15 protein-coding genes are annotated in these 13,578 nt (G+C 45.0%); all 15 read right to left on the bottom strand.

The window, feature by feature from the left end:
* Nucleotides 1-4: 4 nt before the first annotated feature.
* The 15 genes from OCV50_RS05350 to ruvA all read right to left on the bottom strand — a co-directional run bounded on the left by OCV50_RS05350 (nt 5) and on the right by ruvA (nt 13,571).
* Nucleotides 5-1,051 (bottom strand): potassium channel protein, encoded by a 1,047-nt coding sequence (locus tag OCV50_RS05350; protein ID WP_261903891.1) that lies wholly within the window; start codon nt 1,049-1,051, stop codon nt 5-7.
* Between the two features lie 142 nt (nt 1,052-1,193).
* Nucleotides 1,194-2,255, bottom strand: coding sequence for a quinolinate synthase NadA (gene nadA / locus OCV50_RS05345; RefSeq protein WP_032549402.1), 1,062 nt, complete (start codon nt 2,253-2,255; stop codon nt 1,194-1,196).
* 117 nt (nt 2,256-2,372) lie between these two features.
* On the bottom strand, nt 2,373-3,155 hold the full coding sequence (gene ybgF, locus OCV50_RS05340; protein ID WP_261903890.1) for a tol-pal system protein YbgF: 783 nt from the start codon (nt 3,153-3,155) through the stop codon (nt 2,373-2,375).
* 31 nt (nt 3,156-3,186) lie between these two features.
* Entirely contained in the window at nt 3,187-3,729 is a 543-nt protein-coding gene (gene pal / locus OCV50_RS05335) for a peptidoglycan-associated lipoprotein Pal (protein WP_239840620.1), read from the bottom strand.
* A gap of 106 nt (nt 3,730-3,835) precedes the next feature.
* On the bottom strand, nt 3,836-5,188 hold the full coding sequence (gene tolB / locus OCV50_RS05330; protein WP_261903889.1) for a Tol-Pal system beta propeller repeat protein TolB: 1,353 nt from the start codon (nt 5,186-5,188) through the stop codon (nt 3,836-3,838).
* A 12-nt stretch (nt 5,189-5,200) separates the two neighbouring features.
* The gene (gene tolA / locus OCV50_RS05325) at nt 5,201-6,268 is read right to left on the bottom strand and encodes a cell envelope integrity protein TolA (protein ID WP_261903888.1); all 1,068 of its coding nucleotides are present in this window, start codon (nt 6,266-6,268) and stop codon (nt 5,201-5,203) included.
* A 13-nt stretch (nt 6,269-6,281) separates the two neighbouring features.
* Complete coding sequence (tolR, locus tag OCV50_RS05320; RefSeq protein ID WP_239840617.1) at nt 6,282-6,725, bottom strand: protein TolR; 444 nt, start codon at nt 6,723-6,725, stop codon at nt 6,282-6,284.
* A gap of 3 nt (nt 6,726-6,728) precedes the next feature.
* Nucleotides 6,729-7,412: a protein TolQ gene (tolQ, locus tag OCV50_RS05315; protein ID WP_239840616.1), complete on the bottom strand. Its 684-nt coding sequence runs from the start codon at nt 7,410-7,412 to the stop codon at nt 6,729-6,731.
* The gene (gene ybgC / locus OCV50_RS05310; RefSeq protein WP_150872871.1) at nt 7,402-7,839 is read right to left on the bottom strand and encodes a tol-pal system-associated acyl-CoA thioesterase; all 438 of its coding nucleotides are present in this window, start codon (nt 7,837-7,839) and stop codon (nt 7,402-7,404) included. The genes tolQ and ybgC overlap by 11 nt, the downstream gene beginning before the upstream one ends.
* Nucleotides 7,840-8,005: 166 nt before the next feature.
* Nucleotides 8,006-8,308, bottom strand: coding sequence for a cyd operon protein YbgE (gene ybgE / locus OCV50_RS05305; protein WP_261903887.1), 303 nt, complete (start codon nt 8,306-8,308; stop codon nt 8,006-8,008).
* Nucleotides 8,301-8,408, bottom strand: coding sequence for a cytochrome bd-I oxidase subunit CydX (cydX, locus tag OCV50_RS05300; protein WP_000270284.1), 108 nt, complete (start codon nt 8,406-8,408; stop codon nt 8,301-8,303). The genes ybgE and cydX overlap by 8 nt, the downstream gene beginning before the upstream one ends.
* Before the next feature lie 31 nt (nt 8,409-8,439).
* Nucleotides 8,440-9,576: a cytochrome d ubiquinol oxidase subunit II gene (cydB, locus tag OCV50_RS05295; RefSeq protein ID WP_261903886.1), complete on the bottom strand. Its 1,137-nt coding sequence runs from the start codon at nt 9,574-9,576 to the stop codon at nt 8,440-8,442.
* A 13-nt stretch (nt 9,577-9,589) separates the two neighbouring features.
* Nucleotides 9,590-11,176 (bottom strand): cytochrome ubiquinol oxidase subunit I, encoded by a 1,587-nt coding sequence (gene cydA / locus OCV50_RS05290; RefSeq protein WP_239840614.1) that lies wholly within the window; start codon nt 11,174-11,176, stop codon nt 9,590-9,592.
* Nucleotides 11,177-11,828: 652 nt separating this feature from the next.
* Nucleotides 11,829-12,839, bottom strand: coding sequence for a Holliday junction branch migration DNA helicase RuvB (gene ruvB, locus OCV50_RS05285; RefSeq protein ID WP_239840613.1), 1,011 nt, complete (start codon nt 12,837-12,839; stop codon nt 11,829-11,831).
* Nucleotides 12,840-12,959: 120 nt separating this feature from the next.
* On the bottom strand, nt 12,960-13,571 hold the full coding sequence (gene ruvA / locus OCV50_RS05280) for a Holliday junction branch migration protein RuvA (RefSeq protein WP_032549415.1): 612 nt from the start codon (nt 13,569-13,571) through the stop codon (nt 12,960-12,962).
* Nucleotides 13,572-13,578 lie beyond the last annotated feature (7 nt).

Genomic DNA, 13,578 nt, shown 5'->3' with positions numbered 1-13,578 from the left:
ACCGTTATCGGTCACTGATGGTTGCCCAGTTAAACTCTGGGATTCGCTCATCCGCGATATAAAAGAGTTTTGATCCTCCAGCGACTTCAACATCTAACTCAGGGTTAAGCTCAATCCCCTGCCCTTTACCATGATCGATAGCGATCAACGTCGCTTGATAACGCTCTTTGAAAACACTAAAGATCGGCGCTACCGTTATCGGCTCTGCACCCTCTGGGTAATAGGTCGAATACTGAGTCATACCACGTGTCGAACTAAGCAACTCTTGGTGCAAGGCACTTGAGCCCGGGTCAACCGCCGCTTTAGCCAGCATTTCCGCTCCTACGGCCGGAATACACTCTGAATTTGGACAATGTTTATGGAGCAGGTCACTCAAGGCTTCGTCTTTAAAGTAAACCAATAAGTGGGCATCAGGGTTTCGGTTTGCACAATAAAGGGCCGCAGAAAGCGTAATGTCATCTTCTGGGTTATCAATCAAAATACAGCTTGCCGATTCGATGCCTGTCTTTTCCATCTCTTTGCCATCGGTGTAACTGTTCACTCTAACGAAGTTAATCTCGCCTGGAAGTGGGTTTTCGATATCTGAACGAGTACACAACACAATTGGGCGCTTACCCGTCTCTTCGTGTTGCAGCATTCTTATGAGATGAATTGTTCTTTGCTCATTCCAACCTAGCATTAAAATGTGGTTTTCCACTCGAATTCTCCTTTTGCCCAATAGACCAGCACGCCAATACTCAACCCCCTCAGTCGCCACTTTACCCAATAGAGCAGCAAACAAACTTAAACCTCCAGGGATCACAAATAGAATCACAACCCACTGCCCAAACTCAGTGGTTGGCGACAGATCACCATAGCCCACCGTAGACGCCGTCACGACCAAGTAATACGCGAAAGTCGTCAAGGAAGAAGTCAAATCGTGCTCGCCCGCTATGAGTAACAGCAGCCATGCCGTTACCACGTACCCAGCAAAAGCGAACAACAAATTCTTGCCATCTAGTACGAATAAGTTCGCCTGAAGCCAACGCTTGAGTTGTAACCAGATAACCATCGGCACCTCAATTAACTATTTTGTTAATTACATGCTAGGAAAAATTTGCCTTATCAACAAGATATCTGGTGCAAAACCCGAGGAATAGGTACAAAAAAACCAGCACGAATGCTGGTTTTAAAAATTAAAGTGAAGGACTTGCTTACGCGTTGCCTTTCACTTGCATGTTCAGCTGCTCTGCGAAATCAAGCATACGGTTCAGTGGGATAAGAGACTTCACACGTAGCTCGTCAGAAACGAAGATTTCATGTTGCTCACCGCCGTTCTCTAGTGCGTTCTCAATCGCTTCTAGACCGTTCATCGCCATCCAAGGACAGTGTGCGCAGCTACGACATGTTGCGCCAGCACCCGCTGTTGGAGCTTCAATTAGCTCTTTCTCAGGAACCAATTGCTGCATCTTGAAGAAGATACCTTTATCGGTCGCCACAATCATTTGTGGGTGTGGTAACTCTTTAGCTTTTTTAATCAGTTGGCTTGTAGAACCAACCGCATCCGCTAACTCAACCACACTTGCTGGAGATTCTGGGTGCACAAGAATTGCAGCTTCCGGGTAAACAGACTTCATTTTTCTCAAGGCGTCAGCAGAGAACTCATCGTGTACGATACACTCACCTTGCCACAGAAGCATGTCTGCACCAGTTTGGTTAGCAATGTATGAGCCTAAGTGACGGTCTGGACCCCAGATGATCGGCTTGCCTTCAGCATCTAGGCTTTCAACAATCTCAAGTGCAATACTCGATGTTACAACCCAATCGGCGCGTGCTTTTACTGCCGCAGATGTGTTGGCATAAACAACAACAGTATGGTCTGGGTGTGCATCACAGAACTCTGTGAATTTATCGGCCGGACAACCTAGATCCAGTGAACACTCTGCCTCTAATGTCGGCATTAAGATGCGCTTTTCAGGTGTCAGAATTTTCGCAGATTCACCCATGAATCGAACACCACCGATGATCAGTGTGCTCGCTGGGTGACGGTTACCAAACTTAGCCATCTCTAGCGAATCACCTACGAAACCACCCGTCTCTTCTGCAAGAGCTTGGATTTCAGGGTCCGTGTAATAGTGAGCGATCAAAACAGCATCTTTTTCTTTTAATAGCTTTTTGATGTTCGCTATGTGAGCCTGCTTTTGAGCATCGTTCAATGGAACTGGCTTCGGTGGGAATGGGTAAACAGTGTCGATTTTATCTAATATATGGCTCATTGCTCTTGCTCTACGCAACTTCTTCCGAGAATTAGAGCATTCTACACAGTACAACGATTGGGATCAAAAAGGATTGGACATAAAAAAAGGCGCTGATGCGCCTCTTTTACTAAAGAACTATAAATGAGTCTTGGCTACTTTTGCCGATGCACTGTTCGGGTATTCGGCAACCACTTGTTCGTAGTACTTTTTCGCTTGCGCAGAGTTGTTATTACGTGCAGCAATATCACCAAGCTTCACTAACGCATCAGCGCGCTTGTTTGAGTCTTTGTAAGACACAACAGCTGCGAAACTCTTCACTGCCTCTTTATCTTGCTTCTTAGCAAAATAGAGCTGACCTAACCAATAGTGTGAATTAGGTGTGAACGTAGAATCTGGGAAGTCTGTTTGAAACTTCTGGAATGCAGAGATTGCACCCGTGTAGTCTCGCTGTTTTAGGATCATATCCACAGCGTTCTGATAAGCAGTTTGCTCATCAACATCAGTACTGAAAGTACCTTCAGCGCCCTTCGCTTCGGCTGCTGGAACTGCAGCGGCAGCAGACCCTGATGTTTTCACTTCACTTCGTACTTTATCAAGCTCAATAAACAACTCGCGCTGACGCTCTAACATCTGTTTCATGTCGTAGCTGTTGCGCTCAAGTTGGCCACGTAGCTCACTGATTTCAAGAGCCATGTCATCCATTTGTTGCTGCATTTGAAGTTGAACGCGATTGCGGTTTTGTAGCAAGCGCTCTAGACGCTCGATATCGGATTCGTTTGAAGCCGCTCGAGTAGAAGAGGAAGTTGAATTGGTTACGGTGCTATTAAGATCGGATACTGGAGCTGGTGCAGCGAGCGCGGTGCTCGCTGCACTTGCCAGTAACGAAAGCATAATGACACGCTTTTTGTTACTGAACATGAGGCTATTCCTCAATTAAAAAGTCTACTAATTAGTAAACTAGTACTGCACGACGGTTTTTAGCGTACACATCTTCAGATTGACCTAGAAGAAGTGGCTTCTCTTCACCGTAGCTTACGATAGAGATTTGGTCAGCTTGAACACCTAGCGCTTGTAGGTACTTAGCTACAGCTTGTGCACGACGCTCACCTAGAGCGATGTTGTACTCTGGAGTACCGCGTTCGTCAGCGTGACCTTCGATAGTCACTTTCATGTCAACGTTTTTGCTTAGGTAAGCTGCGTGAGCTGCTAGCATCTCTTCGTAATCACCCGCGATTGTAGAGTTGTCGAATGCGAAGTAGATAGTTTGAGTTTCGCGTAGTGCTTGCTCTTTAAGCTCTTGCTCTGACAGTTGACCGTTCGCGTCAATTGGTGTCACAACAGTTGTGTCTACGTTGTTTTCTGTACCTGAAGTTGCTTGGTTAGTTTCAGTACCAGAAGTCGCAGATGTTGCATCATCACTTGAGCTACATGCTGTTACTGCCATCACTGGTAGTGCAATCATCAAGCCTTTAAGAACTTTATTAAGTTGCATCTTATTTTCCTTACGTTATCAAACTTAGTTTCTACAGCCGATAAATTGCTATAGATAGTTACTTGCTACAATAGTGATTACTATCAATAGCTAATTTTAAGCGTGGCTACAGAAACGGCGACCAGGCTGGCGCTCTTACGCGTCCGTTAGTTGCCGGTAATCTAGCTTTAAAACGACCATCGATTGAAACCATCGACAGTACATTTGTTTGGTTGTAAATAGAGCTATAGATAACCATACCTCCATTTGGAGCGATACTTGGAGACTCGTCCAGTAAGGTCTTTGTTAGTACCTGTACTGCGCCGGTTTCCAAATCTTGCTTAGCCAAGTTAAATCCAGAGTTGCTGCGATTCACCATAATTAGGAATCGACCGTCAGGGGTAATTTGACCACCTAAGTTCTGGCTGCCTTGCCATGTAATTCGTTGGGTAGAATTATTTGACAAATTTACATTATAAATCTGGGGTTTACCACCGCGATCAGACGTAAAAATGAGAGACTTGCCATCCGGATGCCAGAAAGGTTCTGTATTGTTGGCACGTCCGCGCGTAATTTGCGTCAATTTGCGAGTTTGTAGATCAAGCGTATAAACCTGAAGGCTGCCTGTCTTCGACAACACGAGCGCAAGTTTCTTACCATCAGGAGAGAATCTTGGCGCACCATTATGACGAGGGTATGACGTCACCTTTTCACGTTCACCGGTGTAGATGTTCATGATGAAGATTTCCGCTTGACCGTTCTGGAAGCTCACATAGGCGAGTTTCTTACCGTCTGGCGACCAAGCTGGTGACATAAGAGGCTGCTTAGAACGCAACACTAAGCGCTCGTTGTAACCATCGTAATCCGCTACGCGCAGTTGGTACGGGTACTTGTCTTTGTCATTCACCACAACGTAAGAAATACGTGTCAGGAATGCGCCTTTTTCACCCGTTAGTTCTTCATAAACAAGGTCTGAAATACGGTGTGCGTATTCACGTAAACGCGGACCTGGTACAGTTGCTTTCTTATTGAAAAGAACGTGGTCTTTCGAAAGAACCAGCTGACCTTCATCGCTCAAAGCGCGGCTTTGGCCGTTAGTTAGCTGACCACGAACAATATCAACCAGTTGGTAGTTCACTACGTACTGACCTTGCGCATCCTGAGTAATGCTACCGGTCAGCAGAGAATCAACACCTAGGTTTGTCCACGCATCGAAGTCTACATTCGCTTCGTTGTACGGCGTTTGTGGCATTTTGCTAGTTGCTACTGGGCTGAATTTACCACTGCGCTGTAAGTCTGATGCGATAACAGCAGAAACATCGTGTGGCAGTTTCTCTTTGCCTTCCCATTTAAATGGCACAATCGCAATTGGTCGTGCCGAGTTGATACCATCGGTAATAACGAGCTCCAAAGCAGCGTGCGCAAGCTGACTGCTGGTCGCTATTACAAACATAAAACTCAGTAATAGTTTCTTTAACACGGGTTCGTCCTTTTACTCTGGTGATACTGTTAGGTTAATGTTTTTCAACGAGCTTACGATGTCTGGGTCTTTCGGTAATGGGTAAGATTGCACTTGTGCCACTGCTCGTTTTGTCGCAGCACACAGACGGCTGTCACCCTCTAAAATCGAAAGACTACCTAAAATCGCGTTTGATCCCGTAGGAATCAGTTTAAGGTTAACCCTACACGACTTTCCCCTAAAGCTATCCTCCAACAGCAGGTTTTGCTGTATTAGCTGGGTGTAAATCGCTCCATATCGCTGAACTTCATCACCAATAAATTGTTGTCTTGCTGAAGAGTTTTGTGAAGCTTCAGTTTCAAGACCTGCAAAAATATCGTTGAGTGCGGCTTCTTGCTGCTTACGCTCTTCTTCAAGTCGTCTTAAACGCTCTTGCTCTTTACGAGCTTTCTCTGCCGCTTCTTTTGCCGCTTTCTCTTTTGCTAAACGCTCTTTTTCAGCTCGTTCAGCGGCTTCTTTCTCTTTACGTGCTTTTTCAGCGGCTTCTTTAGCAGCCTGCTCTTTTGCCAAGCGTTCCTGTTCTGCTTTAGCAATCGCCTCTTCTTTCGCTTTACGCTCTTGTTCCGCTTTTACTAAGGCAGCTTCCTTAAGCTTACGATCCGCTTCAGCTTTGGCAGCGCGCTCTTTCTCTTGCTTAAGTCGAACTTCTTCCGCTTTGCGCTGCTTCTCTTGTTCAACGCGTCGCTTCTCCGCTTCACGAGCGGCTTTTGCCTCTTTGGCTTGCTTCTCTTTCAGCTTGCGAATGTTCTCTTCTTCCGCCTTACGGTTACGCTCTAGGCGTTCACTTTCACGGCGCAATTTATCAAGACGTTCTTGCTCTTTTTTACTCGCAGCTTCACGCTGTTGACGAATCTGCTGCGCTTGTTGGCGAACCAATTGTGGATCAATAACAACCGCTTGAACCATTTGGCCACTTGGCTCGGGCTCAGACATGGTAAAATCTGCACCCACAATCAGCACAACGAATAACACCACGTGCAGCGCGAGCGACACGATAAGTGGTGTACTTAAGCTATTCGATTTAGTCTTTTTTGTTTTCATGAATGCTACGGAGTTATTCCCTTATGTCCGTCAGTAGGCCAACCTTAGGCACCCCTGCTCGGCTCAATTCATCAAGTAGTAAAACAACTTCAGCATAAGGCGTTGCAGCATCGCCACCAACAGCCACTGGTGAGTTTGGTTTAATCGAAAGTTCCGCTTTCACTCGCACAATGATCTCTTCTAGTGATAAGCCACGTTGAACTTCTTCATTGTTCACGCTTAAACCGAGTTCGCCCTCTTTATTCACCTCAACGATGATAAAGCTGGCGTTGTCGTCACCAAGAAGATCTTGAGCCGATTTAGCCGTTGATGCTTGTGGCAACTCTACGTCCACACCTTGAGTAACGAACGGAGAGGTCACCATAAAAATAATCAGCAAAACCAGCATAACGTCGATGTAAGGTACAACGTTAATCTCTGCGGTCATTTTGCGTTTTTTAGGTTGGTATCCTGCCATTGATTATTCCCTGCCAGCCATCGCTTGACGGTGAAGAATGCTGTGGAACTCTTCCGAGAATGTCGCATAGTTGTGCTCAAGCTTACTTACACGGCTACTGAAGCGGTTGTACGCCATTACTGCTGGAATTGCCGCAAATAGGCCCATCGCGGTTGCGATAAGTGCTTCTGCGATACCTGGAGCAACCATTGCTAATGTAGCTTGCTTCACTTCACCTAGCGCGATGAATGAGTGCATGATCCCCCAAACGGTACCAAAAAGGCCAATGTATGGACTGATTGAGCCAACCGTTGCAAGAAACGGCAAGTTGGTTTCAAGTTCATCGACTTCACGAGCAACGGCAACACGCATCGCACGGCCTGTTCCTTCCATAATGAAATCTGGTGACGCCGCGTTAGATTTACGCAAGCGTGCGAATTCGGTGAAACCAGCGTAAAAGATCTCTTCTGTGCCCGACAGTTCATCTTTACGCTTGTTGCTTTCTTGATAGAGCTTAGACAGATCAACACCTGACCAGAATTTATCTTCAAAGGTCTCCGTATGTTTCGCTGCTTGAGAAAGCACTTTACTTCTTTTTATGATCATCGCCCAAGAGACGACCGACATACCCATTAGGGTAAGCATTACCAGTTTAACCAGTAAGCTGGCTTCTAAAATAAGGCCTAAAATTGAGATTTCAGCAGTCACTGTTTGTCAGCTCCGTAAGAATAAAAGTCGGCATAGCCTTAGGTTTCATTTTCTGATTGTCGATACATGCTACCTTAACCATTGCTTTACACAATGCTTTGCCATCAGGATTTACGATCTCCTGACAGAATACTAAGGAAGCACGTTTCAGTTCATAAATCTTTGTAATGACTTGTAAAGCATCATCAAGGCGCGCACCTTGGATAAAATCGATATCCATGTGTCGGACAACAAAACCGATGTTTTGTTCTAAAAGGACTTGCTGAGATACCCCAATTGAGCGCAGCATCTCGGTTCGAGCGCGTTCAAAAAACTTCAGGTAGTTGGAATGATAGACAACGCCACCTGCATCTGTGTCTTCATAATAGACGGTAACAGGCCACGTAAATGGCTTAGATGATCCCTGCAAACTCATACCACAATACAAAAACGTTAAAGATATCACTATAACTCAACTCTTTGACATTAATAGTATAACGGCATGAAATATTTGATTTGTGTGGTGAAAAAAAAGGCCATCTGTATAAGATGACCTCTTTTCGGCTAAAAACCAAACAATGCTATAAAGCCAGTATTCACGGGCATTGACGCCACTATATGAACCTTAACACTGTTAGGTAGAGCAAAATTGTGAGTGAAGCATAAGGGCTAAACAGCAACTGCCATATCCATGCTCTAGGCTTAAAACCAACCCCGAAAACCATGCTTGAACATACTGCCCAAATCAACATTGGGCCAATAACGGCATTAAAACCGCCAATGCTTTCAGCGTAGGCTTCAGGATCCCACATAACCAAGCCAACATGCACGAAACCCAGTACTAGGGACAAAACTCGCAGAAGAGTCTTGTCCATAGGTTGGTGCAGCTTAGTCACTTGCTCAGTGAGATTACTCACTGTCTTTATCCATCATTTCAGAGTGCTCTAACCAAAGAGCATTAATGATGCCGAATGCACATGCTAGAAGTACACCCAAAATCCATGCGAAATACCACATAAAATTTCTCCTAAGTTATTTAACTTCTAGCTTAGTAAGCTGAAACGTCGTTATCTTCGATGTGTTTCTTATCTAGACGACCAAACATTTTGTAGTAAGTCCAAGTCGTGTAAGCAAGAATCACAGGTACCATTACCGCCGCTACCGCAGTCATCAGGCCAAGTGTTAATTCACTCGCCGTTGAATCCCACATTGTTAAGCTGTGGCTTGGGATTAGGCTTGATGGCATCACGAATGGGAACATCGCAAAACCAGCCGTTAGGATAACACCTGCGTTCGACAAGCTTGAGAACAAGAATGCAAAGCCACCACGCTCCAAACGAGACGCGACAACCGCTAGCAATGGCATTACCACACCTAAGACAGGTGCTGCCCACATTGCTGGGTAAGTTTCAAAGTTTGTCATCCAAGCACCCGCTTGAACAGCGACTTCTTTGTTTAGTGGGTTTGAATCCGCCATTGTATCTAGCGTACTTGTAATCACGTAGCCATCGATAGATTGAACCCAGAAACCACCGGCTACGAATAGCGCAACAGCAATTAGACCTGTGATTTGAGCAACACCGCGAGCACGCTCGTGTAGTGACTCAGTGGTCTTCATTTGTAGCCAAGTAGCGCCTTGCATAACAAACAGCATCAGGCTTAGTACGCCACACAGTAGAGCAAATGGGTTCAACAGAGCGAAGAACGAACCTTTGTACTCAGACATCAGCAGGCTGTTTAGTTCAAATGGAACACCTTGTAGTAGGTTACCAAAAGCAACACCAAAAATGATTGGTGGAACTGTGCCACTGAAGCAAAGTGCGTAGTCCCAAGCTTTACGCCATTTTGGCTCTTCAATCTTAGAACGGTAGTCTAACGCAAGTGGACGTAGCCAAAGTGCGGCTAGTGTTACGTACATTGCTAGATAGAATCCAGAAAACGACGTTGCGTAAACTAGAGGCCATGCAGCAAACAGAGCACCACCAGCTGTGATTAACCAAACTTGGTTACCATCCCAGTGAGGAGCAATGGTGTTCAGCATAATACGACGTTCAGTGTCGCTCTTACCGATAACAGGAGACAGAGCAGCAACACCCATATCGAAGCCATCAGTCACGGCGAAACCTACCAGTAGAACACCGATTAGAACCCACCAAATAAGTCGTAAGCTTTCGTAATCAAACATAATATTCCCTCACTTATACTTCTACTGAACGGCTAACTTTGTCTTCAACAGAGTTGTCGTTTTGTTCGAAGTGGTAACGGCCTGTCTTAAGGCTACTTGGGCCTTTGCGAGCAAATTTAAGCATTAGGTAAACTTCTGCAATCAAGAACACTGTGTACAGTGCAAGGATAGCGAATAGAGAAGTCCACAGCTGTTCAAGAGTTAGTGCAGAAGCAGCAACGTTGGTCGGTAGGATTTCACCTACTGCCCAAGGCTGACGACCGTATTCTGCTACGAACCAACCTGCTTCAATCGCAATCCAAGGAAGTGGGATTGAGAATAGAGCCGCTTTAAGAATCCATGGTTTCTGTTCGATTTTCTGGCGACATGTTTGTACAAACGCAGCACCAAATACGAATAGCATGATGAAGCCACACGCAACCATGATACGGAACGACCAGAATAGAGGCCAAACAGTCGGGATAGAATCATCCGCTGCCATTTGGATTTGCTCTTCTGTTGCGTCAACCACGTTCTCTGTGTAGCGCTTAAGAAGTAAGCCGTAACCTAGGTCACCTTTCACTTCATCAAATGCTGTCATGTTTTCTTCAGACTTATCGCCTGCACGCAGTTTTTCTAGAAGTTCGTATGCGTACATACCCGTGCGGACACGATCAACGTGTTCATCACGTAGGTCACGTAGGCCTGTTACTTCTTTGTCGAAAGAACGCGTTGCAATGATACCCATTACGTAAGGGATCTTAATTGCGTAGTCAGTGTGCATTGTTTCTTGGTTTGGAATACCAAACACAGTAAATGCTGCTGGTGCTTCTTCTGTGTGCCATTCAGCTTCTACCGCTGCTAGCTTCACTTTCTGAACTTCACCTAGCTCGTAACCTGATTCGTCACCTAGAACGATTACAGATAGAATCGCCGCCATACCAAATGATGCTGCAATCGCGAAAGAACGACGAGCAAAGGCAAGGTCACGACCTTTAAGAATGTAGTATGAGCTGATACCAAGGATGAACATTGCACCCGTTGTGTAACCAGACGCCACTGTGTGTACGAATTTAACTTGCGCTACTGGGTTTAGGACAACTTCTGCGAAGCTCACCATTTCCATACGCATTGTTTCGAAGTTAAATTCAGCACCCACTGGGTTTTGCATCCAGCCGTTAGCAACCAGAATCCATAGCGCTGAGAAGTTAGAGCCTAATGCGACTAACCATGTTACCGCTAAGTGCTGACGCTTTGACAATCTATCCCAACCGAAGAAGAAAAGGCCAACAAAAGTAGACTCTAGGAAGAATGCAACAAGCGCTTCGATAGCTAGCGGAGCACCAAAGATGTCGCCAACATAGTGAGAATAGTAAGACCAGTTAGTACCAAACTGGAACTCCATGGTTAAGCCTGTCGCTACACCAAGGGCAAAGTTAATACCAAACAATTTACCCCAGAACTTGGTCATGTCCTTGTAAATTTGCTTGCCAGTCATTACATAAACAGACTCCATTATGGCAAGTAGGAATGCCATACCTAAAGTCAGTGGAACAAATAAGAAGTGATACATCGCTGTCAATGCAAACTGCAATCGCGACAGATCAACAACATCAATCATGGTAACTCCTTTGTGTCGGCTGAATGACACTTGTGTGATTATTCACCGCAAAAATCCATGTTAAAACAATTAACGTGATTGTTATTACAAGTTGAATTTTGTAGCAAAAACGTACCGTTATAGTTAGATTATTGTTAAGCATGAGCTAATATAGCTGGCGCTAATATTACTGGTAAAATCAGTATGTTTCAAAAGGTTTATAGGAGAACCCTGCGTTGATTTGTATCAAATTTCTACGAGCAATTTAGGGTTATTTTTAACCAATTATGATTAAAATCACACCAATTCTCGGTTTGGTGATAACGACACATGATATCTGTGACATGCCGCTATCACTCACTCAACATTTGAATTACAAATACCCATAAAGTATTAACAAGAAATATGAAGACTTATTTCAATTTTTGTTATCGACGTCAAATTTGAAATCAATGTTTTCATTTTTGAAGTAGCATATCGACAGCTAATATCGATTCGCTCAAAGAGTTGTTATTCTATAAAAAACTAAAAACCCCGGCGCTTATGCAACCAGGGTTTATAAAATTCGATGATGAATTTGCTTACATTTATATCAATGTAGTCACCTTTTCGTCTCGAGTACAAAAGTACTCAAAAATGGGTGACCTAATTTCACGTTTGCAACATCAAAAGGCTAACTTGGCTTATCGATACCAAAATGAAGATATGCACGATCTGTCGCAATTCTTCCTCTTGGAGTACGCTGTAGATAACCTTGCTGAATCAGATACGGCTCTAACACATCTTCAATAGTGTCACGCTCTTCACCAATGGCTGCCGCCATATTGTCGATACCAACCGGACCGCCACCAAATTTCTCCATGATCGCCAACAGTAGCTTTCTGTCCATGTAGTCAAAGCCCTTGGCATCAACATCGAGCATATTCAGAGCCTTGTCGGCAACATCCGCACAAATATGACCGTTCCCCTTCACTTCAGCAAAGTCACGTACGCGACGTAGAAGGCGGTTAGCAATACGAGGTGTACCACGAGCACGACGCGCCACTTCAAGTGCCCCCTCAGGGTCCATAGAGAGCCCCAAACAGTCAGCGCTACGTTGAACAATGTTCTGTAAATCGTCCACCTTGTAGTATTCAAGGCGCTGGGTAATACCAAAACGGTCACGTAACGGCGAGGTTAAAGAACCCGCTCGGGTTGTCGCACCAATTAAAGTAAACGGAGGTAGGTCGATTTTGATCGAGCGAGCCGCAGGGCCCTCACCAATCATAATATCCAACTGGTAATCTTCCATCGCGGGATACAGCACCTCTTCAACCATTGGGCTTAATCGGTGAATCTCATCAATGAAAAGTACATCGTTCTCTTCAAGATTGGTTAACAGAGCCGCTAGATCACCGGCTTTCTCTAACACAGGACCAGAAGTGGTTCGGATATTCACATCCATTTCGTTAGCCACGATGTTCGCAAGTGTGGTTTTACCCAAGCCCGGTGGACCAAAAATCAATAGATGGTCTAGCGCTTCATTACGCAATTGCGCAGCTTTGATGAAGATCTCCATCTGATCACGTACGTGATCTTGACCCTGGTAATCCGATAACGCTTTTGGTCTTATCGCACGGTCGATGACGTCTTCATCTTTAAATACTGGGTTATCCGGCGCTATTAGGCGATCCGCTTCAATCATAGGTCATTCCAACTTAAGAGTGACGAGCTCTTAATCTATTTAATTTTGTATTTCACTCTCCAATATTTAGCCTAAAGCTAAGCGTTGTAGAGTGTTGTTTATCTAAATAACTATATCGACTTAGACCATCGATTTCAGTGCTTCACGAATCAGCTGCTCACTTGTCATGCCGTCTTTCGCAATTTGTGACACAACTTTCGATGCTTGAGTCGGTTTATAGCCAAGAGCCAGAAGCGCGCTTACTGCCTCTTCTTCTGCATCGTGTGCATTCGGTGTTGAGTCGATAGGTGCTGCATCCGTTGCTGGAGTAAACAGGTCACCGGCACCCCAACCTTTAAGTCGGTCTTTCATTTCAACAACCAAACGCTCTGCGGTTTTCTTACCCACGCCCGGTAGTTTAACCAACGTTGAAATGTCTTCTCGCTCTACACTCTGAACAAACTGGCTTGCTGTCATACCCGAAAGGATACCAAGGCCAAGTTTAGGACCAACACCATTTGCCTTAATGACTTCACGGAAAAGTGCACGCTCTTTAACGGTGTTAAAGCCATAAAGTAGCTGGGCATCTTCACGCACAACAAAATGAGTATAGATAATCGCTTCTTCGCCTACTGCAGGTAGTTCATAGAAACAACTCATTGGCATTTGTACTTCATAGCCAACGCCACTCACTTCAATTAATAATTCTGGTGGCTGTTTTTCAATTAAAATACCGCGAAGACGTCCGATCACAACTTAC

This window comes from Vibrio fortis (genome assembly GCF_024347475.1).
In the GTDB taxonomy this organism is placed as follows: Bacteria; Pseudomonadota; Gammaproteobacteria; order Enterobacterales; family Vibrionaceae; genus Vibrio; species Vibrio fortis.
This window is presented reverse-complemented; position numbering and strand designations above follow the sequence as displayed.